The 22,970-nt window shown below is 60.7% G+C and carries 15 protein-coding genes and 2 pseudogenes; 8 read left to right on the top strand and 9 right to left on the bottom strand.

The features are described 5' to 3' along the window. Positions 1-64: 64 nt before the first annotated feature. Both DW49_RS0104890 and DW49_RS0104885 read right to left on the bottom strand, forming a co-directional pair. A pseudogene (locus tag DW49_RS0104890) lies at positions 65-1,006 on the bottom strand (DUF6861 domain-containing protein); the annotation flags it as partial. A 167-nt stretch (positions 1,007-1,173) separates the two neighbouring features. Next, positions 1,174-4,272 carry an autotransporter domain-containing protein gene (locus DW49_RS0104885; protein WP_024421105.1) on the bottom strand — a complete coding sequence of 1,033 codons (3,099 nt, stop codon included), beginning with the start codon at positions 4,270-4,272 and terminating at the stop codon, positions 1,174-1,176. 217 nt (positions 4,273-4,489) lie between these two features. Here DW49_RS0104885 and DW49_RS0104880 point away from each other — a divergent pair, with 217 nt between their 5' ends. The 8 genes from DW49_RS0104880 (at position 4,490) to DW49_RS0104845 (ending at position 14,840) form a co-directional block, all read left to right on the top strand. After that, positions 4,490-5,386, top strand: coding sequence for a TauD/TfdA dioxygenase family protein (locus DW49_RS0104880; protein ID WP_005621342.1), 897 nt, complete (start codon positions 4,490-4,492; stop codon positions 5,384-5,386). A gap of 16 nt (positions 5,387-5,402) precedes the next feature. Next, the gene (locus DW49_RS0104875) at positions 5,403-6,263 is read left to right on the top strand and encodes an ABC transporter ATP-binding protein (RefSeq protein WP_005621340.1); all 861 of its coding nucleotides are present in this window, start codon (positions 5,403-5,405) and stop codon (positions 6,261-6,263) included. Between the two features lie 91 nt (positions 6,264-6,354). Continuing rightward, positions 6,355-7,221, top strand: coding sequence for an ABC transporter permease (locus DW49_RS0104870; RefSeq protein ID WP_005621338.1), 867 nt, complete (start codon positions 6,355-6,357; stop codon positions 7,219-7,221). Between the two features lie 38 nt (positions 7,222-7,259). Continuing rightward, positions 7,260-8,279 (top strand): ABC transporter substrate-binding protein, encoded by a 1,020-nt coding sequence (locus DW49_RS0104865; protein WP_005621336.1) that lies wholly within the window; start codon positions 7,260-7,262, stop codon positions 8,277-8,279. Between the two features lie 341 nt (positions 8,280-8,620). Beyond that, positions 8,621-9,364 carry an RHS repeat-associated core domain-containing protein gene (locus tag DW49_RS0104860; RefSeq protein WP_005621334.1) on the top strand — a complete coding sequence of 248 codons (744 nt, stop codon included), beginning with the start codon at positions 8,621-8,623 and terminating at the stop codon, positions 9,362-9,364. A gap of 192 nt (positions 9,365-9,556) precedes the next feature. After that, entirely contained in the window at positions 9,557-10,675 is a 1,119-nt protein-coding gene (locus tag DW49_RS0104855; protein WP_005621332.1) for an efflux RND transporter periplasmic adaptor subunit, read from the top strand. Next, positions 10,672-11,739: an efflux RND transporter periplasmic adaptor subunit gene (locus DW49_RS0104850; protein ID WP_024420458.1), complete on the top strand. Its 1,068-nt coding sequence runs from the start codon at positions 10,672-10,674 to the stop codon at positions 11,737-11,739. Before DW49_RS0104855 ends, DW49_RS0104850 begins: the two co-directional genes overlap by 4 nt. Beyond that, entirely contained in the window at positions 11,739-14,840 is a 3,102-nt protein-coding gene (locus DW49_RS0104845) for an efflux RND transporter permease subunit (RefSeq protein ID WP_005621327.1), read from the top strand. The genes DW49_RS0104850 and DW49_RS0104845 overlap by 1 nt, the downstream gene beginning before the upstream one ends. Before the next feature lie 271 nt (positions 14,841-15,111). On the opposite strand, the gene DW49_RS0104840 is transcribed toward DW49_RS0104845, so the two are convergent. The 7 genes and pseudogenes from DW49_RS0104840 to DW49_RS0104810 form a co-directional block, all read right to left on the bottom strand. Then, positions 15,112-15,735, bottom strand: a complete 624-nt coding sequence (locus DW49_RS0104840) for a class I SAM-dependent methyltransferase (RefSeq protein ID WP_024421104.1) — start codon at positions 15,733-15,735, stop codon at positions 15,112-15,114. A gap of 56 nt (positions 15,736-15,791) precedes the next feature. Next, positions 15,792-16,436: a methionine ABC transporter permease gene (locus tag DW49_RS0104835; protein WP_005621325.1), complete on the bottom strand. Its 645-nt coding sequence runs from the start codon at positions 16,434-16,436 to the stop codon at positions 15,792-15,794. Beyond that, the gene (locus DW49_RS0104830) at positions 16,426-17,556 is read right to left on the bottom strand and encodes a methionine ABC transporter ATP-binding protein (protein ID WP_005621323.1); all 1,131 of its coding nucleotides are present in this window, start codon (positions 17,554-17,556) and stop codon (positions 16,426-16,428) included. The genes DW49_RS0104835 and DW49_RS0104830 overlap by 11 nt, the downstream gene beginning before the upstream one ends. Then, positions 17,553-18,341: a MetQ/NlpA family ABC transporter substrate-binding protein gene (locus DW49_RS0104825; protein ID WP_005621321.1), complete on the bottom strand. Its 789-nt coding sequence runs from the start codon at positions 18,339-18,341 to the stop codon at positions 17,553-17,555. The genes DW49_RS0104830 and DW49_RS0104825 overlap by 4 nt, the downstream gene beginning before the upstream one ends. Before the next feature lie 255 nt (positions 18,342-18,596). Continuing rightward, on the bottom strand, positions 18,597-19,955 hold the full coding sequence (locus DW49_RS0104820) for an LLM class flavin-dependent oxidoreductase (RefSeq protein WP_005621319.1): 1,359 nt from the start codon (positions 19,953-19,955) through the stop codon (positions 18,597-18,599). Continuing rightward, positions 19,955-21,174 (bottom strand): annotated as a pseudogene (locus tag DW49_RS01000000128045) (SfnB family sulfur acquisition oxidoreductase). Before DW49_RS01000000128045 ends, DW49_RS0104820 begins: the two are co-directional and overlap by 1 nt. Positions 21,175-21,199: 25 nt before the next feature. After that, positions 21,200-22,372, bottom strand: a complete 1,173-nt coding sequence (locus tag DW49_RS0104810) for an SfnB family sulfur acquisition oxidoreductase (protein ID WP_005621318.1) — start codon at positions 22,370-22,372, stop codon at positions 21,200-21,202. Between the last annotated feature and the right edge of the window lie 598 nt (positions 22,373-22,970).

Raw genomic sequence — 22,970 nt, 5'->3', positions numbered from 1 at the left:
TAAGCTATTGATAAGATTTGAATTTTCCGTTAGTTGGTGGCTGATTTTTTCGAAAACAGTACACTAGCTGGTCATCAAACTCTTTAGCAAGGTTGCGGTGCTTTTCACTTAATCTAAAGCATGGCACCTCATGCTCCGCCATACCCAACGGTTTCTTCGGCTCAGGCTCGTCCGCACGTCGATTGGGTGGTGGAGGCGGGGGCGGTGACTCCGGTTTGTCCAGCGCCCCTCTACGAGGGCCGGCGTTTTGCAGGTCGGGGTGTCTTCTCAGGGCCTCTTCGTGCTGGAGCATCCATTGGGCCAGCTTCGCACCTCTTGAACTGGCCTGCATTTCGCTGGCAAGCACGTTTGCATTGCCTCGGCCGCGCGTCAGGTAGGCGACGATGGCGCCCAGTAGCAGCACCACCACTTCTTCGTGGCCTTGGGCGATGTGATAGGCGGCGCGGTCTACAGCCTGCGGATCATCGCCGCCGAAGGGGTTGAGGCCAGGCTCGCCACGGGTGCCTTCCCAGGCGACTTTGATGCCACGCACGTAATGGTCGAAAATCTGCGGAAGGCCGTCGACGAAAAATTCGGCGATGGAGGCCAGGCCGAGAATCGCCAGGATCCAGGTGCTGACTTCCAGGCCGATTGCGGCACCCGCTGCGCCAGAAGGAAGCGCGCCGATCCCAAAGAAACCGAAGCCGATCCCTGCACCTATCGCGCCCCCGACGAGCGTACTGCCCGCGACGATCATGGCCATTTGGCTAACCACGTCTATCAGGTCGTTGATGATGCTGGCGATGTCGATGTCTGCGAAACGCCGCCCAAGTCGGCGGGCCGCTTGCCATTCGGCGCGGATGAATGCGGTTCTGATATTGCTGATACGGCGAAGGTTGAGCTGTAACGTCGAAACAGGCTCATTGCTGGGGCTGCGCTGGAAGCTGGCTCCAGGCTGGTAGCCCATGCTTCGGCTAAAACGTCGTTCTATATCGAACCACGTTGGCACAATGCTCCATAACGGCATTCGGCGTCTCCCTGACTGCTCCGGCTGGTAGGGGCACGATAGAGAAGGCCGATAATGAAGTCAAAGCAGGCTGGGTGTTTCTGACGGGTCCTACGCGTTGAGTCGCAATGTCCCGCATGCAGCTCTCTGAATTCGCAGAGAGCTGCACAGTGGGCGATTTTTCAGTTTTAAAACGCCAACGTCACCCGCGCATTCAGCGTCTGATCAGACGCATCGCTGCTCACCTGCCCGTTGTAACTCAGCCCAACGCTCAGCGTATCGCTCAACCCCAGATCAACACCTGCGCCGAGTACCGCTGCGCTGTGTGCTATCGGTGCGCCGGAGAGTTCGAAGGTGCTGCCGCCGCTGAAGGCTGCGCGGCTTTCCGGGGTGACGTCGCCGTAGGTGCGACGCCAGCCGAGTGTGGCGTTGGGTTTGATTGCGACGCCGCCAGCGTTCAAGTGAGTCGCGGCGCGCAGGCCGAGGGTGCTGAAGGTGATGTGGTTGTCCTGGGATTTGTTCTCCAGGCGGATGGCGTTGCTGTTTTCATCGAAGGCGTCGGTGTCCAGTCGCACATGGGCGAGGTTGGCGAAGGGTTCGAGTTGTGCGTTGCCCATGTCGATGGCGTAACCCAGTTCGCCGAATACCTGATTGGTCGCCGCTTTGTAGTCTTCCTTGAAATGCTCGGACGAGCCCGGCAGGTCCAGCGTGCGCTTGGCGGTCAGTTCATGCCAGGTGCGCACCGCGCCGAGGCGCAGGCCCAGTTGGCCCCATTTGGCTCCGGCGTAGACGCCCAGGTGGTAGTTATCGCTGTCGGTGGAGCCCGATGCATGGCGCAGGTCGAAGCTGCTGTTGCTGAAACCGGCCATTGCGCCCAGGCGCCAAGTGTCGTCGAGCGGCACGTCCGCGCCGAACAGCAAACCGCTGGTGCGGGTGTCGAGGCCCGAGACGTCGCGGGTGCTTTCGGTCTTGCCGGTTGCGCCGATGGCCTGGGTCCAGACCACTCCACGCGAAGCATCGCCGGCGAGGGTTTGTGTGCTGCTGCCAAATGCCTGTGCAGACTGCGCTTGCTGCATTCGATCGTTCATGGCGTTGCGCACCAGGCGGCTGTCTTCGATCAGCGCGGACTGGGTCGATGCATGCAGTTCGTTGGACAGCGCCTTGAAGGTGGCTTGTGCCGTGGAGGCGTCGGACTGCACCACCTGACGCCACAGCGCGTTGTTTGCGCCTGAGCTGTCCAGGCCCTGCGCGACGGCTCTTGCGTTGTCGGTGGTCGCCAGGCTGGAAAAGCGCTGGGCGTTGCGATCAAGCGTCAGCCCGACATCGGTCGCGGTGTAGTTCAAGGTCGGTGTGAGGAAGGCGAAACTGGTTTGCACGGCGGCAAACGCACCACTCACGCCACCGGCTGCCGAGAGAATCGAGTAGCGGCTGGCGGCCAGCCAGTTGCCGCCTTCGACCAGTGACAGCGTGCTGTTATTGATCGTCGCACGGCCGCTGGCGACGATACGGTCTGCGTTGCCGTTGGCGTCCGACTCCACTTGGTAGACCGCGCCTTGGGCGAGATTGACGTCACCGTTGACGTTCAGTTGCCCCACCGAATTGCCCGGCGCAACCACACCGCCCTGAGCGACGTTGATGCCGCCGACGGTGCCGTTGCCACCCAGCGTTGCGCCTTGTTGCACGCTGACGATGGAGTTGCCCAGGTTGCCGTTTACCGCTAGGCGACCGGCTTGCACCGTCGTTGCACCGGACAGGCTGTTATTGCCCGTCAGGTTCAACGAACCGACACCGCGCTTGATCAGCGCACCGTTGCCCGCCAGGGTGTTGGCGAGGGTGGCGTTCGTCGATTGATCGACCACCAGCGTCGCGTTGTCGGTGATCGTTCCACTGCCGAAGGCCTGAGCGTGACCGGTCAGGACGCCGCCGTTGATCACGGTGCCGCCCGAGTAGGTGTTGTTGCCGGTCAGCATCAGGTTACCGGTGCCGTTCTTGATCAGCGCGCCGCTGCCGCTGATGTCGTTGCGCCAGGCGTCGATGGCGTTATAGCCGCCCAGGCTGGCGTTCATGTTGACCGTGACGTTGGCATTGAACGCTGCGTAGCCATCGCCTGCTGCGTACAGGTTCAGACGGCCATAACCGCCGGACTGATCGATCACCGCGTAGCCTGACGAAATTTCAGTGGTCGCCAGGACCTCGCGGCGCTGACTGGCGTCCAGATACGGGAAGCGGGTTTCCAGCAACACTTCGGCGCTGACCGGCACCACGGGTGCCAGGTTGGTCGGGCCAACCGGGTCGAAGCCATAGGTCATGCGCGAGGTGTACAGCGCTTTGTCCAGCGCGTGTTGGGAGGTGCGGTCAGTGGCCGGGTCGATGGTTGCCATGCAATTGTTGACGTCGCCGCCGCACTGCGCGGTGAAGTAATTCAGTGCCTGGGCGCGGGCGTCGGCGCGCAGTTGCGCGTTGGCCGGGTTGGACAGGTTGTCGATGGCAAAGTAGGTGGCGGTGATGCGCCCGCCCATCACGTCGAACGGCGAGTGCATGCCGGCTTCGATGCGGTTGTCGCCAATCTCCGAGGCGCGCAGCATCAACTCGCTGAAACGCTCAGGGATGGCGTAGGCCAATGCGTAGGAAGACAAATAGGCTGCGTTGGTATGCCCGCTGGGGAAACCCGAGTCGCTGGCCGGCGTGGTGCTTTGCGCCGGGCGCAGGGATGGCGCAACCACGAAGGCCAGGCTTTGGCCGTCCAGGCTTTGTCGCCACGGGCGCGGGTACAAATAATGAGATTTGGCTGGCGTGGTGGACGCGTCGTTGCGCACCGCGCCGACCAGATCGACCACCTTGCCCAGCGCGGAAGTCGAACTGCCTGCGCCATTGCCTTTGTCGTCGTATTTGACGGTTTTGTTGCTGTCATCGAATTGCGTGATGGTGGTGAAAGCGCCAGCGCCTGCCCTGTAGGCCGCGGTCAACGAGCCCAGGCCGCTGGTGGCGCTGTAGCTCTGGTCACGGCGGTCATCGAAATAGGCGGCGGTTTCCTGAGCCAGCGTGCGCGAGTTGGCGCGGTCAACCACGATTTGCAGGTTGCGCCGCAGCAGGCTTTGCCCCAGCGCGGTCGGCGTGCCGGTGTCCCAGGTCGCGCCGTTTGTCCACAACGTGTCGAAGCCGGAAAGCAGGTCCACACCGTTGATCCTGTCATCACCTGAACGTCCTGCTGCGTGCACTGAAACGGCAAGCATCGAAAGTATCAAGGACGACACCATGATCTGGGCAACCGGTTTATTGCATCGCATAGCGTGCGCCTTCACTCAATTTGAATAAGGCGCAGACCCTAGCAAGCAGGTCTTACACTGAGATGTATCTGCTGTGACACATTTATGAGCCGCTACGTTCGACAAAGTCTGCGGGTGTATTCGGGACTATCGATATTCCTCAACGGTATTTAAATTCTCTTTCTTATACCTATACAGTTCCGTCTTTCAGTCACACTGTTCTGGAGTCGGAGTTCTCATGCCAGCAGCCTCCCTCGTTTCATCGTCCACTCACGCCGCCTCGCAATCGTTCGACGTGCGTCCATTCGCCGAAAAGGTGGGCGCGGAAATCGTTGGGCTGGATCTGTCCAGGCCTCTGAATGACGCCGATTTTGCCCGCGTGCATCGTGCGCACCTGGATCACCATGTTGTGGTGTTCCGCGATCAGCAGATCACGCCGCAGCAACAGATCGATTTCAGCCGCCGTTTTGGCGTGCTGCAGATCCATGTACTCAAGCAGTTCCTGCTGGCCAATCACCCGGAAATCCTGATCGTCTCCAACATTGTCGAGAACGAGAAGCCGGTAGGTCTGGGCGATGCAGGCAAATACTGGCACTCGGACCTGTCTTATAAGGAACTGCCAAGCCTGGGCTCGATGCTCTACGCCCAGGAGTTGCCGAGCGAGGGCGGCGATACGCTGTTCGCCGATATGCATCAGGCGTGGGACACCTTGCCGCAACACCTGCGTGATGCAGTTGAAGGGCGCTCGGGGGTTCACAGCTACACCGCGCGTTATTCCGAAGGCCACAACGCCGTCAACTGGCGCCCGACCCTGACCGCCGAGCAACTGGCTCAGGTGGTCGAGGTCAGCCACCCGATCGTGCGCACCCATCCTGAAAACGGTCGCAAGGCGTTGTTTGTGAGCGAGGGTTTCACCACTCACATTCTGGGTTTGCCGGAAGACGAAAGCCGGCAGATTCTCGGCGAGCTGTACGCCCACAGCGTGCGCCCCGAACATATCTATCGTCATCAGTGGCAAGCCAACGACATGGTGTTCTGGGATAACCGATCCCTGATTCACCTGGCCGCCGGTTGCCCGGCGCATCTGCGACGCAAACTGCATCGCACGACCATTCAAGGCACCGCGCCGTTTTGATTCAGGAGAGCCGTTCATGAATGCTGTCGCGCAAGGCCACACGGCCAGCACGAGCGCCCAACCGCAAGAAGCCTTGTTGCAGGTTCGCGGCGTCAGCCTCGAATACCGCACGCCAGAGCGCGTTGTGCGAGCAACGCACCAGGTCAGTTTCGAGGTCGATCCGTCTGACCGTTTCGTTCTGCTCGGCCCGTCCGGCTGCGGCAAGTCCACGCTGCTCAAAGCGGTAGCGGGGTTCATTCAGCCCAGCGAAGGCGAGATTCGTCTGGCGGGCAATCAGGTCACCGAGCCCGGTCCTGATCGCATCGTGGTGTTTCAGGAATTCGACCAGTTGCCACCGTGGAAAACCGTGATCGAGAACGTCATGTTTCCGCTGCTGGCTTCGCGCACCCTGAAGCGGCCTCAAGCGCTGGAGCGCGCGCGTTATTACCTGGAGAAAGTCGGCCTCAGTGCGTTTGCCGACGCTTATCCGCACACCTTGTCCGGCGGCATGAAAGCCCGTGTGGCGATTGCCCGCGCCTTGGCCATGCAGCCGAAAATCCTGCTGATGGACGAACCGTTCGCCGCGCTGGATGCACTGACCCGCCGCAAGATGCAGGAAGAACTGCTGGAGCTGTGGGACGAGGTGCGTTTCACGCTGCTGTTCGTCACGCACTCCATCGAAGAAGCGCTGGTGGTGGGCAATCGCATCCTGCTGCTGTCGCCGCATCCGGGTCGTGTGCGGGCGGAAATCAACAGCCACCAATACGACCTGAAAAGCCTCGGCGGCGTCGGCTTCCAGCAAACCGCCCAGCGCATTCATCGTCTGCTGTTTGATGAAGGTGAGACCGGGACCGTCGATCAGGAACTGAATTTTCAGGACATCCGGATTGCTTATTGAGTGACTGCTTTGATCGTTCCCACGCTCCGCGTGGTAATGCCTTTCAGGACGCTCCGCGTCCTATCTACACGATTATCGGGAAACCCGAACCATGAGCCTCGCACCTCCCGCTCGCGAAGAATACGAAATCACGCTGGAGCCTTTCACTCAGGAAGACCTGGCCCGCGACCTGCCGCTGGCGCAGCGCATCTGGCAACTGAGCTGGGTGCGCAAAAGTGTGATCATGATCGCGCTGGCGGTCATCTGGGAACTGGCAGCACGCCTGCAGAACAACGACCTGCTGCTGCCGAGCTTTCTGCAAACGGCCGCCGCTTTTTATGACGGGCTGATCTCCGGCGAGCTGCCGGGCAAGGTGTGGATTTCCCTGACTGTGCTGATTCAAGGCTACCTGATCGGCATCGTGCTGGCGTTTGCCCTGACCACGCTGGCCGTGTCCACCCAACTGGGCCGCGACCTGCTCAGCACGCTGACCGCCATGTTCAACCCGCTGCCGGCCATTGCCCTGCTGCCGTTGGCGCTGCTGTGGTTCGGGCTGGGGCAGAACAGCCTGATCTTCGTGCTGGTGCATTCGGTGCTGTGGGCGCTGGCGCTCAATACCTACGCGGGCTTTCTCGGTGTGTCGGAAACCCAGCGCATGGCCGGGCGCAACTATGGCCTCAAGGGTTTGCGCTTTGTCTGGCACATCCTGATTCCCGCCGCGCTGCCCTCCATTCTCGCCGGCCTGAAAATCGGCTGGGCCTTTGCCTGGCGCACCCTGATCGCCGCCGAACTGGTCTTCGGCGCATCATCCGGCAAGGGCGGTCTGGGTTGGTACATCTTCCAGAATCGTAACGAGCTGTATACCGACAAAGTCTTCGCAGGCCTGGCAGCGGTAATCCTCATCGGCTTGCTGGTCGAGAACCTGCTGTTCGCCAACATCGAGCGCCTGACCGTCAAGCGCTGGGGCATGCAGCGTTGATTCGCCGTCTTCTTTTGAATAATCAGGGTGAGAACCACATGACAACTGCATTTCAACGCCCGGCACTGACTGTGCTGGCAGCCGCTCTCGGCCTGTTCGGTGCCCTGCTCAGCAGTGGTGCGCAGGCGGAAGGCAAGATCAGCATCGCCCAGCAATTCGGTATCGGCTACCTGATCCTCGACGTGGTGCGCGATCAGAAACTGATCGAAAAGCACGGCAAAGAGCAGGGCCTGGACATCAAGGTTGACTGGAACAGCATCTCCGGCGCCACGGCAATGAACGAAGCGCTGCTGGCCGGCGCGCTGGATGTAGTGTCGGCAGGCGTGCCGCCGATGCTGACCATCTGGGACCGCACCAAGGGCAAACAGAACGTCAAGGCCATCGCCTCGCTGGGCTCGATGCCCAACTACCTGCTGACCAACAACCCCAACGTGAAGACCATCAAGGACTTCACCGACAAGGACCGCATCGCCGTGCCTGCCGCGGGTGTGGGCTTCCAGTCGCGTACCTTGCAGATCGAAACCGCCAAGCTGTTCGGTAACGACAACTACAAGAAATTCGACAACATCTCGGTGAGCCTGGCCCACCCGGACGCCACCGCAGCATTGCTGGCGGGCGGTTCGGAAATCAACTCGCACTTCTCCAGCCCGCTGTTCCAGTACCAGGCGCTGGAAAACCCCAACGTCCACAAAGTGCTCAGTTCCTATGACGTGCTGGGCGGTCAGGCGACGTTCAACGTGCTCTACACCACCGAAAAATTCCACGACGAAAACCCCAAGACCTACAAGGCGTTCTACGACGCACTGGCCGAAGCCGAGCAAATCATCAAGGCCGACAAACCGGCTGCTGCGCAGACCTACATCCGCGTCGAGCAATCGAAACTGCCGCTGTCGCTGGTAGAGAAGATCGTTTCCGACCCGGAAATCGACTTCACCATCACCCCGCAGCGCACCTTCATCTACGCCGAGAAACTGCATGAACTGGGCGTGCTGAAAAACAAGGCAGCGAGCTGGAAGGATTATTTTTTCGAAGAGGCGCAGGGTACTGAGGGGAGTTGATCCGGGCGGTTTGAGGATGACGCGGAGCGTCACGAAGGGCATCCGCGTCCTCTTGGCGACGCAGAGCGTCGAGAACTGCGTTCCCACGCTGGAGCGTGCGGAACGATAACCGCAACTATCGTGCGGCGCTCCGCGTCGCATGCCGTTCTGGACGCTCTGCGTCCTCTGCCCGAAGCGCAGCCTTGGAAAGAATCGGGTTAATTCTGCTGCATAAGGTGGTCTTGTCAGCTAAAAGATAAGCGATGATCAACTACCTAGTAGTTCTACGAGTAGCCGATGCCTCCTCAACCCTTCATTGTGAGCATCGGTGATGTTCATCTATCGCAACCCGGTTACTCGCCATGCCTCAGCCAATCAGTCTGTGCCAATACAGCTACGACGCGCTGGACCGTATCGCGACCCGCACGCCGCTCGCCAGGGCTATCGCTGGAATATCCCGGCAGTCCGGCCCGCGGCCGGGTTTCAATGGCGAACTTCTGGACGACATAACCGGCCACTATCTGCTGGGCAACGGCTATCGCGCCTACAACCCGGTGCTGATGCGCTTCAACAGCCCCGACAGCCTGAGCCCGTTTGGCGAGGGTGGTTTGAATGCCTATGCCTATTGCGCGGGGGACCCGGTCAATCGCTCTGATCCGTCAGGGCATGGTTTTCTTGAGGATTTGGAGTCTTCCCTCTACATCGGTGCTGCTGTCCTGAACAGCATTATGGGTTTGCTGGCGGTCCGTGCGCCTATAAGAGCTGTATTCAAAGGTGTCAAAGTGAAGCCTCAGGCTGTCGCCAGCAATAATCTGACTTCTCCAGTACAGGCGACCAGAAGACCGGCGACTCGAGCGGAAAAAATCTCGGCATTCACCGGAGTGTCTGCACTGGTTGCCACTGCGGCATGGGGCACGTCCTTCGTTCTGACAAAAACTGACCCTGAATCACCAGCAATCCACCCGCTGAGAATTGCCGCTATCCTTATTGCTTACCCGACGGCCGGGCTGCGTGGCTGGTCAATTGCTCGTTCCATAATGGACAAGCGGGCCCAGAAAGCAGTGCCTGAACTTCGCTTCAGGAAAAGCCTGAGCTCGATCATTTGAAAGTGAGGCTTGTTGGTCGCCGTTACCGCTGGTTGGCCATTTGGTTATCCATCTACCTTCAGCAAGATCCGGTCGTTGATTAACGTGTTCTGCCCCGCCCCAAGGAACCCTCCCTCTCGCCTGCAGTCGCATAGTCACGCTATTCTCTCGCCCTTATCACGCCCGCACCCGGCAGCCGCACAAGGAGTCTGCATGCCCGTTCGTCTTTCTAGACTGGTTACATTCGGTCTCGCCGCTGCATTGGCGACGCTGGCAGGCTGCGGCGAGAAAAAACCGCTCGCTCCGGAACTGCCAAGGGTTTATGTGCAAACGGTAAAAAGTGCCGACTTCGCGGCCAGTGTCGCCTTGACCGGCGACGTTCAGGCGCGGGTGCAGACCCCTCTTTCATTTCGGGTCAACGGCAAGATCATTCAGCGCAATGTGGATGTCGGCGACCGGGTCACTGCCCTGCAGGTTCTGGCCCGGCTCGACCCCAAGGATCTGCAGATCAATGTCGATTCGGCAGCTGCTGCTATGGCCGCCGAACAGGCTCGCGTGAGTCAGGCCAGCGCTGCGTTCGTGCGCCAGCAAAAGCTGTTGCCCAAGGGCTATACCAGCCGCAGCGAATATGACTCCGCACAGGCTGCCGTGCGCGGCAGCGAAAGTTCGTTGAAAGCCGCGCAGGCGCAGTTGGCCAATGCCCGCGAGCAGTTGAGTTATACCGCGCTGGTCGCGGATGCACCGGGGGTGATCACTGCGCGTCAGGCAGAAGTCGGCCAGGTGGTGCAGGCGACGGTGCCTATCTTTGACCTTGCGCGTGATGGTGAGCGCGACGCGGTGTTCAATGTTTACGAATCGCTGTTCGTCCAGCCGCCCACCGATCAAGCCGTACAGGTCACGCTGCTAGACAACCCGAAGATCAAGGTCAGCGGCAAAGTGCGCGAAGTGACCCCGGCGGTTTCGGCGCAAACCGGGACGTTGCAGGTCAAGATCGCGCTGGACCCGCTGCCGGAAGGCATGGACCTCGGTTCGGTGGTCAGTGTCGCGCTGAGCGCGCCGGCCAATGCCAGTGTCGAGTTGCCGTGGTCAGCGCTGACCAAGGACCTCGGCGAGCATTTGGGTAAACCCGCTGTGTGGGTGGTAGACGAGCAGGGCAAGGTCAATCTGCGCAAGGTCACGGTCACCCGTTACCTGACCTCCAAAGTCATCATCGGCGATGGGCTTAAAGGTGGAGAGAACGTCGTGATCGCTGGCGGACAGCTATTGCACCCGGACATGCAGGTCGAGATTGCCGAACAACCCAAACACCAGAATGCGCAGGTGCAGCCATGAAGCGTATCTCATGCCTGTTGCTGGGCGGCCTTCTGCTGAGCGGCTGTGGCAAGGAAGAAGCACCGCCCGAGCCCATACGACCGGTCGTGTTCGTTGAAGCACAGCCGGAATCGATGCAGGATTTCGGGCGTTTCGCTGGCAATATCCAGGCGCGTTATCAGAGCGTGCTGGGCTTTCGTGTGGCTGGGCGCATTGCCCGACGCAACGTGGACGTCGGCAGCGAAGTGAAGAAAGGCGACTTGCTCGCCACCCTCGACCCGACCGATCAGCAAAATAACGTGCGCGGCCGTCAGGGCGATCTGGCCAATGTTCAGGCGCAGTGGATCAACGCGCAGGCCAACGCCCGTCGTCAGCAAGAACTGTTCGACCGTGGCGTCGGTGCCCAGGCGCAGCTCGACGTTGCGCTGACTGACCTCAAGACTGCCAGTTCGTCACTGGAGCAGGCCAAGGCCGCGGCCCAGCAGGCGCGCGATCAATTGAGCTACAGCGAGCTGCGCAGCGATCACGATGCGGTGGTGACCGAATGGAAAGTCGAGGCCGGGCAAGTGGTGACTGCCGGACAGGAAGTCGTCACCCTTGCGCGCCCGGATATCAAGGAAGCAGTGATCGATCTGCCCGCCGCACTGGCCGATCAACTGCCCCGCGACGTGGTCTTCACCGTGGCCAGCCAGTTGAATCCGGACATCAACACCACCGCGACCATTCGCGAAATCGAGCCCCAGGCCGACCGCACGACACGTACTCGTCGTGCGCGCCTGTCACTGGCCGAAACGCCAGCGGCGTTTCGGCTGGGCACTGCCATCAGCGTGACGCTCAGCTCGACCATCACGGCGCGTATGCGTTTACCGATCAATGCCCTGCAGGAGGTCGATGGCAAACGCCAGATCTGGATCGTCGACCCGCAGAGCCAGACGGTGAACCCCAGAGCGGTGAATATTACCAGCCGTGACAACGACAGCTTTGTGCTGGCAGACGGTGTCAAAGTGGGTGAAAAAGTCGTGAGCGCAGGCGTCAACAGCCTCAAGCCGGGCCAGAAAGTCAAAGTCGATGAGGAAAGCCCGTGATGAAAGGGAATTTCAATTTATCCGAGTGGGCCATCAAGCATCAGTCGTTTGTCTGGTACCTGATGTTCGTCGCGCTGCTGATGGGCGTGTTTTCCTACATGAAGCTTGGGCGCGAGGAAGACCCGTCCTTCACCATCAAGACCATGATTATCCAGACCCGCTGGCCGGGCGCGACGGTGGACGAGACCTTGGAGCAGGTGACCGACCGCATCGAGAAGAAGCTTGAAGAGCTGGACTCGCTGGACTACGTGAAAAGCTATACCCGGCCGGGCGAGTCCACGGTCTTCGTTTACCTGCGTGACACCACCAACGCCAAGGCGATACCGGAGATCTGGTATCAGGTGCGCAAGAAGGTCGATGACATCCGTGGCCAGTTCCCGCAGGGGCTGCAAGGCCCGTCGTTCAACGACGAGTTCGGCGATGTGTACGGCTCGATCTATGCGTTTACCGCAGACGGCTTTTCAATGCGTCAGTTGCGTGATTACGTCGAGAAGGTTCGTGCCGACATCCGCGAAGTGCCGGGTCTGGGCAAGGTCGAGATGATCGGCCAGCAGGATGAAGTGCTGTACCTGAATTTCTCCACGCGCAAACTTGCGGCATTGGGCATCGATCAGAGTCAGGTGGTGCAAAGCCTGCAATCGCAGAACGCGGTGACGCCTGCCGGGGTGATCGAAGCCGGGCCGGAACGTATTTCCGTGCGCACCTCTGGCCAGTTCGCTTCCGAGAAGGATCTGGCAGCGGTCAATCTGCGGATCAACGACCGCTTTTACCGCCTGAGCGACATTGCCGACATCACGCGCGGCTACACCGATCCGCCCAAACCGTTGTTTCGCTTCAACGGCAAACCGGCCATCGGCCTGTCCATCGCCATGAAGAAGGGCGGCAACATTCAAGCGTTCGGCGAGGCGCTGCACGAGCGCATGGACGCCACGACTGCCGAGCTGCCGGTGGGTATCGGCGTACACAAGGTCTCCGATCAGGCCGAGGTGGTGAACAAGGCCGTGGGCGGCTTCACCAGCGCGTTGTTCGAGGCGGTGATCATCGTGTTGCTGGTCAGCTTCGTCAGCCTCGGGTTTCGCGCGGGGCTGGTGGTCGCGTGTTCGATTCCGCTGGTGCTGGCGATGGTATTTGTGTTCATGGAATACAGCGGCATCACCATGCAACGGATTTCCCTCGGCGCGCTGATCATCGCCCTCGGTCTGTTGGTGGATGACGCCATGATTACCGTGGAAATGATGGTCACTCGGCTGGAAATGGGGGAAACCAAGGAGCAGGCCGCGACTTACGCCTATACCTCCACAGCGTTCCCGATGCTCACCGGTACGCTGGTGACTGTGGCCGGCTTTGTGCCGATCGGTCTGAACAACAGCTCGGCGGGGGAGTACACCTTTACGCTGTTTGCTGTAATTGCCGTGGCGATGTTGGTGTCGTGGGTGGTTGCCGTGCTGTTTGCGCCGGTGATCGGCGTGCACATTCTGAGCGCCAACATCAAGCCCAAATCCGAAGAGCCGGGCCGCATAGGCCGTGCCTTCAACAGCAGCATGCTCTGGGCCATGCGCCACCGCTGGCTGGCGATTGGCATCACGGTAGGGTTGTTCGCCGCGTCGCTGTTCTCCATGCAGTTCGTGCAGAACCAGTTCTTCCCGTCTTCGGACCGCCCGGAAATTCTTGTTGACCTGAACCTGCCGCAAAACGCCTCGATCAACGAGACGCGCAAGGTGGTGGACCGTTTTGAAGCGAGCCTCAAGGACGATCCGGACATCGAGCGCTGGAGCACCTACATCGGGCAGGGTTCGGTGCGCTTCTACCTGCCGCTCGATCAGCAGCTGGAAAACCCGTTCTATGCTCAGTTGGTGATTGTCAGCAAAGGCCTGGAAGAGCGAGGTGCGTTGACCGCGCGTCTGCAAAAGCGTCTGCGTGATGATTTCGTCGGCATCGGTTCCTACGTGCAAGCCCTGGAAATGGGCCCGCCGGTGGGGCGTCCGCTGCAGTATCGGGTCAGCGGCGAGAGCATCGACAAAGTGCGTCAGCACGCCATCGAGCTGGCCACGCTGCTGGACCACAACCCGCATGTGGGCGAGGTGATCTACGACTGGAACGAGCCAGGCAAGGTTTTGCGCATCGACATCAATCAGGACAAGGCCAGGCAACTGGGGCTGTCGTCCGAGGACGTCGCCAAACTGATGAACAGCGTGGTCAGTGGCTCGACCGTGACGCAGGTACGTGATGACATTTACCTGATCAACGTGGTCGGACGTGCCGAAGACGCCGAGCGTGGTACACCGGAAACCCTGCAGAACCTGCAGATCGTGACGCCGACCGGAACCTCGATTCCGCTGCTGGCGTTTGCCACTGTGGGCTATGAGCTTGAGCAGCCGCTGGTCTGGCGGCGTGATCGCAAGCCGACCATTACTGTGAAAGGCTCGGTGCGCGATGAGATTCAGCCGACCGATCTGGTCAATCAACTGAAGCCGGAAATCGACAAGTTTGCAGCCGGTTTGCCGGTGGGCTACAAGGTCGCGACTGGTGGCACGGTTGAGGAAAGCAGCAAGGCGCAGGGGCCGATTGCCAGTGTTGCGCCGCTGATGCTGTTCCTTATGGCGACGTTCCTGATGATCCAGTTGCACAGCGTGCAGAAGATGTTCCTGGTGGCCAGTGTCGCGCCGCTGGGGCTGATCGGCGTCGTGTTGGCGCTTATTCCGACGGGTACGCCATTGGGGTTTGTGGCGATTCTCGGGGTGCTGGCGCTGATCGGCATCATCATCCGCAACTCGGTGATTCTGGTCACCCAGATCGATGCCTACGAAAAGAGTGGCTATCTGCCGTGGGACGCCGTGGTGGAAGCCACAGAGCACCGCCGTCGGCCGATTCTGCTGACGGCAGCAGCGGCCAGCCTGGGCATGATCCCCATTGCCCGCGAAGTGTTCTGGGGGCCGATGGCCTACGCCATGATCGGCGGCATCATCATCGCCACGCTGCTGACCTTGCTGTTTTTGCCAGCGCTGTACGTGGCCTGGTATCGCATCAAGGAACCGACCGACGAACAGCGTCAGGAAGCCGAAGACAAGAACGAGGGCGAACACGCACAGCCTGCGCATTGATGATCGTTCTAATGCTCCGCTTTTGATTATCGTCCCCACGCTCTGCGTGGGGACGCATTTCTCGACGCTCTGCGTCGCAAAAGTGACGCAGAGCGTCCTGAACGGCATGCCAACGCGCAGCATTGGCACGATAATCAAGGCATCCGTTCAGACAATGTATTTTCGGTGAATATACCGGCCCTTTCGCGAGCAATGCGGATCGCCGCCCCGGTCGCTCCCACGAGACTTGCGTATAACGCCGGGCGCTGCGCGTGGGGCATCTCTCGACGCTCTAGCGCCGCCAGACGCTCGCCAGCCACGGCTGCTGATCCCTCGGCAGCCCGGCGGGGCGGTAGTAGTGTTCCAGTTCGGTAAACCCGGCGTCGGTCAGCAATTGGCGCCATGTTTCGAGGTCGTGATATGCGCCGTAACGCTTGCCGTTCCAGCCTTCCTGATTCTGACCGCGCGGGTTGGAGCTGAACAGCACGCCGCCCGGTTTAAGCGTGGCATACAGTTCGCGCAGCACGCGTGGCAGTTCCTGCCTGGGGATGTGGAACAGCACCGCATTGGCGAAAATGCCATCGAAGCGGCCTTGCGGCAGGTCGAGCTCAAGGAAGTTCTGCTGAAAGACTTCGCAACCGGTTTCGGCACGGGCCATCTCGGCGAAGCGCTCGGAGCCATCAAGCCCGACGGCAACGTGCCCAATTGCCGTGAACGTCTTCAAATCACGCCCCGGCCCGCAGCCAAAATCGAGAATCTGCCACGGCGCCGATCCTTCGATATGGCGCAGCAGCGCGTCGATGTTCTGGCTGACGTCGTGGTCACGGGTGCCTTCGCGAAAGTCATCAGCCACGCGATTGTAGTGGCTGACGGTGGTGGCGGTGATCTGCGCAAGGGTCTGTGGATCGAGTTTCATCAAAGGCGGTCCGGTAAAGGAAGACCGCCAATATACCCTTGGGCCGCCTCGGCTGCTCAGTGTCTGTCGAAGCTGCGTGCCAGCCGGTCGCCGCCCAGTTGCACCAGCGCCACCACAGCCACCAGTAACACAATTACCGTCAGCATCACCTGTGTGTCAAAGCGCTGATAGCCGTAGCGATAGGCAATGTCGCCCAGCCCGCCTGCGCCAATGGCACCGGCCATGGCCGATGAGTTGATCATGGTCACCAATGTGATGGTAAAGCCGCCGACAATGCCGGGACGCGCTTCGGGCAGCAGCACATGCCAGATGATGTGCCAGCGCCGGCAGCCCATCGCCTGCGCGGCCTCGATCAGCCCGTGATCAACCTCGCGCAGGCTGACTTCGGCGATGCGCGCGAAGAACGGCGTGGCCGCAATGGTCAGCGGCACCACGGCGGCCCACACGCCGTAGGTGGTGCCGACGATCATCCGTGTGAACGGGATCAGCGCCACCATCAGGATCAGAAAGGGAATCGAGCGAAACAGGTTCACGAAGCCGCCCAGCACCCGGTTGATTGCCGGCGCCTCATAGATGCCGCCCTTGGAACTGGTGACCAGAATCACCGCCAGCGGGATGCCCAGCAGCAGCGCGATCAATGACGACACGCCGACCATCAGAAACGTGTCGAGGGTGCCTTGCAGCAAGCGATCAAACCACATAACCCAATACCTCCGCGCGCGGTGCCAGTTGGCGGGCACGTAACAGCAGTTCTTCACGAGGGTGCGGCGAGCCGGCAATCAACAGAATCAGGTGGCCTATGGCGCGGTCCTGAATACGCTCGACCCCGCCTTGCAGCAGTTGCACCTTGCCGCCCAGCGTCGCGAACAGCGCAGCCAGGTCCGGCCCCTCGTCGCTGACCCCGGTGAAATGCACATCCAGCAGGATGGCCGCATCAGGCCGTTGCGGATAATCGCTCAGGCGCTCGGCCCACTCTTTGGGCAGCCCGAGTTGCAGCGGTGCCAGCAAGGTCTTGCTGACCTCGTGCTGCGGGTCGCCGAACACTTGCCAGACCGGGCCTTGCTCGACGATTCGGCCTTGCTCCAGCACCACGACGCGGTGACAGATATCGCGGATCACCGCCATTTCATGGGTGATCAGCACAATGGTCAGGCCCAGGCGCTGATTGATCTCGCGCAACAGGCCGAGAATCGACTGGGTGGTTTCCGGGTCCAGCGCCGAGGTGGCTTCATCGCAGAGCAGAATCGCCGGGTCGTGCACCAGTGCGCGGGCGATGCCGACGCGCTGTTTCTGCCCGCCAGACAATTGCGCCGGATACGCCTTGTGCTTGTCCTGCAAGCCCACCAGCTCGAGTAACTGCGCGACCTTGCGGGCGCGTTGCTCTTTGGGCACGCCAGCCACCTTGAGCGGCAGCTCGACGTTCTGCCACACGGTCTTGGCCGACATCAGGTTGAAGTGCTGGAAGATCATGCCGATGCGCCGGCGCAGTTCCACCAGTTTGTCTTCGTTGAACTCGCCGATGTCCACCTGATCGATCAGCACCCGGCCGCTGCTGGGTTGTTCCAGACGATTGATGGTGCGGATCAGCGACGACTTGCCTGCGCCGCTGCGGCCGATGATGCCGAAGATCTCGCTGCGCTGGATGGCCAGGTCGATGCCGCCCAGCGCCTCCACCGCGCCCTGTTTGCCGTGGTAGGTCTTGCCCAGATTGATAAAACGCACATGGGCGCGGTTCAACTCCGGGTGCAGCTCGGCCTGTTGCGCCAACTGAGCTGCGCCCGTGGTGTCGAGTGGCAGTTGCCGTTGCGCGGTTGCTGTCATTCTTTCCATCCTACCTGGTAAAGCTTGCCGTTGACCTTGTCCAGCGCCGCACGGACGACCGGCGAGTGCTGGTAGATATCGACGAATTTGGCCAGACGCGGATCGTCTTTACGCTCGGGTTTGATGACGAACTGAATCACGTATTCCGGGTGATCCATGCCGTCGAACAGAATCGCCGAGTCGGCAGGGAAGGTTTTGGCCAGGCGGATGTAGGCGGGGTAGCCTTGTACCAGATCGGCATCATCGTAGGCGCGCACCAGTTGCACGGCTTCCACCTGAATGAGCTTGAGTTTCTTCGGGTTGGCGGTGATGTCTTCCTCGGTGGCCTTGTAGCCAACGCCCTGCTTGAGGGTGATCAGCCCGGCCTTGGCCAGCAGTTGCAGGCCGCGCCCGCTGTTGATCGGGTCGTTGGCAATGGCCGCGGTGGCACCGATCGGCAGCTCATCGAAGGTTTTGTACTTTCTCGAGTACAGCCCGACGTTATTGATGATGCCCGGCGCGTACGGCACCAGCCCGAAACCGGCGGCTTCGTTGGCGTTGGTCAGAAACGGGATGTGCTGAAAGTAGTTCACGTCGATGTCACCGGCGGCGAGGCTGACGTTGGGCGCGATCCAGTCGGTGAACTCCACCAGCTCGACCTTCAGGCCCTGCTTGCCAGCTTCTTCTACAGCAGCTTCCAACGGTATGGCGAAGGCTGCCGTGGTGCCGACTTTCAGGGGTTTATCGTCGGCGTAAGCGGTCAGGGTCAACAGGCCGAGGGCCAGTGCAGCGAGGGTTTTGCTCATGGTGCGGTCCTTTAAGAAATTATTGCTCCTGCGTTCTGCACAAAGTCCTGAGATTCCTTGAATATGGAGCTTTGTGGGAGCGGACTTGTCCGCGAAGACGGTATCTCAGTAGATGCATTTTCAGAGAATATACCGGCCCTTTCGCGGACAAGTCCGCTCCCACGGCCTTTGGCCAGAATCAAGAGCAGACTTATGTATAACGCCGAGCATTCTGCGTGGTAATGCCGTTCTGGACGCTCTGCGTCCGTTCGATAATCAAATACTCCGGTGTGCTGCCCCTGCATGGCGTTGCGGTAAACGATCCGTACCTTCCGGAAACAGTTTTTTGCGCAGGCTGCCATTTTCGTAATCAGTCTTGTATGACCCGCGGCGTTGCAGCTCCGGGATGACCAGGTCGATGAAGTCCTCGTAACTCTCCGGCGTCACGATGCGGGTCAGGTTGAAGCCGTCCAGGCCGGTTTCCTCGATCCACGATTCCAGCTCATCGGCGACCTGCTCAGGCGAGCCGATCAGCGTGATGTAGCGGCCGCCCAAGGCGTGCTGGTCGAGCAGTTTCTGACGGGTCCAGTCGTTGTTTTTCAGGTTCTTGGTCGCCGACTGAATGGCGTTGCTCTTCACGTACTGAATGGGTTCGTTCAGTTCGTATTCGGCAAAGTCGATACCGGTCGAGGCCGCAAAGTGCGCCACGCCGGCTTCAGCGCTGGCGTGAAGACGGTACTCGGCGTGCTTCTCGCGGGCCTGCGCCTCGGTCGCCGCAACAATCACGTTGAGGCCCATGAACACCTTGACGTCATCCGGGTTGCGCCCCGCCTGCACCACGCTGGCGCGGACCTTGTCCACCTGCTCGCGGGTCGCGGCCTTGTTCTGGCCACTGATAAACACGCACTCGGCGTTCTGGCCGGCAAACTGCAAACCGCGCTCCGAACTGCCCGCCTGAAACAGCACCGGCGTGCGCTGCGGCGACGGTTCGCAGAGGTGATAGCCTTCGACCTGATAGAACTCGCCTTGGTGCCGAATCTTGTGGACCTTGCCCGGCTGGGCATAGACGCGCTGCTCGCGGTCGTTGATCACCGCGTCATCTTCCCAACTGCCTTCCCAAAGTTTGTAGAGCACTTCCAGGTATTCATCGGCCTGGTCGTAGCGGCGGTCGTGTTCGTTCTGCTCGCTCAGGCCCATGGCCCGCGCCGCACTGTCGAGATACCCGGTGACAATATTCCAGCCCACCCGGCCACGGCTCAAGTGATCGAGCGTCGACATGCGCCGGGCGAACAGATAAGGCGCGTCATAGGTCAGGTTGGCGGTCAGGCCGAAACCCAGGTGTTTCGTTACCCCGGCCATTGCCGAGACCAGCAGCAACGGGTCGTTGACCGGCAACTGAATGGCTTCCTTGAGCGTGACGTCTACCGAGTTTTGATAGACGTCATACACCCCGACGATGTCGGCGATAAACAGCCCGTCGAACAGGCCACGCTCCAGCAGCTTCGCCAGATCGGTCCAGTAGTCCAGGCTGTTGAATTGCGTTGAGGTGTCACGCTGATGCGTCCACAAGCCGTGGTTGATGTGGCCAATGCAGTTCATGTTGAACGCATTGAGGAGGATCTTCTTGCGCGCCATCAGATCGTCCCCCGCAACGGCGGGTTTGTGTCGTTCAGGTAGTAATTGCCGATGGCGTGAAACTTCCAGCGCACCGGATCGTGCAGCGTGTGCACGCGAGCGTTGCGCCAGTGGCGATCCAGGCCGTGTTCGGCCAGGGTCGATTGGCTGCCTGCCAGTTCGAACAGCGTGCTGCCAGCCGCCAGAGAAATCTCCGTGCTGATGGCGCGGGCTTCGGCCACGGCTATCGAGGCCGCGGCGACGTGCTCGGCAGTGCTGTCGGCCTGGGCGATATCGAGAAATTCCCCGGCCCGCTCCAGCAGGGCTTCGGCGGCGTGCAGACGAATACCCAGCCTGCCGAAGCTGTGCAGCGCCAGCGGGTCGTCCACGGCTTTTTCGACACCCGAATCCATGGCCGCGTACGGGTGCGAACGAAGGTCAGCGCGTCCTCGAAGGCGGCGCGGGCGATGCCGGTGTCGATGGCCGCATGGAGAATCTGCGCCAGCGGGCCGACCGTGGTTGGCCGCTCGAAGGCGCTCTGAAATGGCAATACATCGTCGGCGCTGACGTACACATTGTCGAACACCACCGAGCCACTGCCGGTGGTGCGCTGGCCGAAACCGCTCCAGTCATCGATAACCGTCAGCCCCTCGCTGTCATGCGGGACGAACGCCAGTTGCTGCACGCCGTCGTCGTCAACCACTGAGGTGGGAATACGTTGCGCGTACAACGCGCCGGTTGCGTAAAACTTGCGGCCGTTGATGCGATAACCATCGCCATCGCCATCGCCATCGCCATCGCGCGTCAGGCGCGTGGTGCGGTCGTGTGCGGTTTTGGTCCCCAGTTCAGCCAGCGCGTTGCCGAAACGCCCGCCCGCCAGCGCCTCGGCATACAGCCGCGCCTGTTGCTGGGCGCTGCCGTTCACACGCAGCACTTCAAGGGCATAAAAATGGTTCTGCGGAATCTGGCCCAACGAGCCATCAGCTTCGGAAATCAGCTGAATCACCTTGGCCAGCGTCACGTTTGAAACACCCGCGCCGCCAAAGGCTTTCGGGACGCTGATGCCCCACAAGCCTGACTGGCTGTAGAGGTCGAGTTCGGCGTGGGGTAAACGGCGCTCGCTGTCGCGCTGGGCGCTTTGGGTCTTGAACTGCGAGGCCAGTTCGCGGGCGATGTGCAGGGCCTGCGCGTCACTGGTAATCAGCGCTGCGTGGTCGCGCGCCTGTGGATTGAAACTCATGAAGGGTGTTCTCCAGTGGTCTGGTTCAGATCCAGGAATGGCGAGCGGGCAGGGTGCCGTTCAAATGCCAGGTGCCGACCGCGTGGTATTTCCAGCGCACCGGGTCGTGCAGGGTGTGAACGCGTGCGTTACGCCAGTGGCGGTCGAGATTGAACTCGGCAAGCGTGGCGCGGCTGCCCGCCAGCTCGAACAGCTTTTCGCTGGCCAGCAAGGAGATTTCGGTGGTCAGCACCTTGGCGCGTGCTACGGCGATGGAGGCGCGTGCCGCCGACTGTTCGTCGATGGGCGCAGCGTTGATCTCATCCAGTTCCTGACCCGCCTTGCGCAACAAGGCCTCCGCCGCGTGCAGTTCCAGCTTCAGCTTGCCGATGTCGGCGATCACATACAGGTCGTCGCTGGCGCGCTCTACCTTGGCGTCGATCCACGGGCGGGACTTTTCGCGGACGAAGGCAATCGCATCATCGATAGCGCCGCGAGCAATGCCCGCATCGATGGCCGCTTGAATCAGTTGCGAGACTGCACCCTGAATATTGGGTATCAGCGCCAAGCGCCAGTTGTCGACCACCTGCTCGGCCTCCACTGCCACGTTGTCGAGCAACACGGTGCCGCTCGCCGTGGTGCGCTGGCCAAAGCCCGACCAGTCATCAACGATGCTCAGGCCCGGTGTACCGCGCTTGACGAAGGCCATGACCTGCCTGCCTTGATCGTCCAGCGCCTTGACCGCCACCCAGTGCGCAAACAACGCGCCGGTCGAGTAAAACTTCTGACCGGTAATGGCCAGGCGGTCGCCGTTGGCGGTGATGCGCGCCTTGAGCTCGAGTGTGTTTTTGCTACCGCGCTCGGGGCCGGCGTTACCGATGCGCCAGCCGTCCAGCACGCTCTGAAACAGGGTTTTTTTCTGCTGCTCGGTGGCACTGCTTTGCAGCAGATTGAGGATGCCGAACTGGTTTTGCGGAATCTGTCCAAGTGCCGGGTCGGCGGTCGAAATGATCCTGAACACCTCCGCCACGGTGGCGAACGAGACTTGTGGACCGCCGTAGGCACGGGGAATGGAAATGCTACCCAGCCCGCTGCGCGTGAAGTGTTCGATTTCAGCCCACGGCAAGTTGCGCTGCTGATCGCGCGTAGCGGCATTGAACCGTGCTGAAGCGGCCAGCCGATGAGCCGCCGCAATGGCCTCAGCGTCGTTTTGCAACACTGTGGCCGGTAGCAGGCGGGGGGCGACGTCTGGCTCTTGTGAAGCCGTGACGTTGTGGGCGGTAACTGTCGCCGGATCAGACTCGCGTCGCTCACTGGCAGTCGGCACAGCCCTGGGTTTATCCACAGGGGTAGTTGTGAAAGAGACCATCGGAACCTCGTAGCAATAGACCGCATCAGGTGCGGCTGGAAAAACATCACGACGTCCGGTGGTCCGGTGTATATACCCTAAGCGTGTATAAAGCTTTTTAAAACGTGCTTTTTGGAATAAGCATAGACAGCAATTGGCAGTCGCCAGTGTCGGTCCTGTACCTCATCTTCGGCGCAAGGGGCCGCACGTTGCTGAACGGCAACAAACTCCCGATGGAACAGAACGGGTAACCCGTTGGTGCGTGTCTGCTTACACACAGGAGTAATATTCAAACTGGCGCACATGGCGTGACGGTTCGTTTTCTCTCTGCGTGTTGTCAGCGTCGGGCAGGCTTTTTAAATATGGCGGCGGCAAAAACTGAGCGCAACACCTGACCAATCCGGTACGGTGAACCTATGTCATATCATGAACTCAGCATTGAAGAACGCATCACGATCCAGTTTGGCCA

The sequence above is a fragment of the Pseudomonas avellanae BPIC 631 genome (genome assembly GCF_000444135.1).
Classification (GTDB): Bacteria; Pseudomonadota; Gammaproteobacteria; order Pseudomonadales; family Pseudomonadaceae; genus Aquipseudomonas; species Aquipseudomonas avellanae.
Note: the sequence above shows the minus strand (reverse complement) of the source record. Positions and strands in the feature narration are given on the sequence as shown.

Coding starts and splice junctions, on each gene's coding strand:
- DW49_RS0104855 (WP_005621332.1), top strand. CDS start 9,557: ATGCCCGTTCGTCTTTCTAGACTGGTTACATTCGGTCTCGCCGCTGCA.
- DW49_RS0104830 (WP_005621323.1), bottom strand. CDS start 17,556: ATGACAGCAACCGCGCAACGGCAACTGCCACTCGACACCACGGGCGCA.
- DW49_RS0104825 (WP_005621321.1), bottom strand. CDS start 18,341: ATGAGCAAAACCCTCGCTGCACTGGCCCTCGGCCTGTTGACCCTGACC.
- DW49_RS0104875 (WP_005621340.1), top strand. CDS start 5,403: ATGAATGCTGTCGCGCAAGGCCACACGGCCAGCACGAGCGCCCAACCG.
- DW49_RS0104840 (WP_024421104.1), bottom strand. CDS start 15,735: ATGAAACTCGATCCACAGACCCTTGCGCAGATCACCGCCACCACCGTC.
- DW49_RS0104885 (WP_024421105.1), bottom strand. CDS start 4,272: ATGCGATGCAATAAACCGGTTGCCCAGATCATGGTGTCGTCCTTGATA.
- DW49_RS0104850 (WP_024420458.1), top strand. CDS start 10,672: ATGAAGCGTATCTCATGCCTGTTGCTGGGCGGCCTTCTGCTGAGCGGC.
- DW49_RS0104835 (WP_005621325.1), bottom strand. CDS start 16,436: ATGTGGTTTGATCGCTTGCTGCAAGGCACCCTCGACACGTTTCTGATG.
- DW49_RS0104880 (WP_005621342.1), top strand. CDS start 4,490: ATGCCAGCAGCCTCCCTCGTTTCATCGTCCACTCACGCCGCCTCGCAA.
- DW49_RS0104860 (WP_005621334.1), top strand. CDS start 8,621: ATGCCTCAGCCAATCAGTCTGTGCCAATACAGCTACGACGCGCTGGAC.
- DW49_RS0104820 (WP_005621319.1), bottom strand. CDS start 19,955: ATGGCGCGCAAGAAGATCCTCCTCAATGCGTTCAACATGAACTGCATT.
- DW49_RS0104865 (WP_005621336.1), top strand. CDS start 7,260: ATGACAACTGCATTTCAACGCCCGGCACTGACTGTGCTGGCAGCCGCT.
- DW49_RS0104845 (WP_005621327.1), top strand. CDS start 11,739: ATGAAAGGGAATTTCAATTTATCCGAGTGGGCCATCAAGCATCAGTCG.
- DW49_RS0104870 (WP_005621338.1), top strand. CDS start 6,355: ATGAGCCTCGCACCTCCCGCTCGCGAAGAATACGAAATCACGCTGGAG.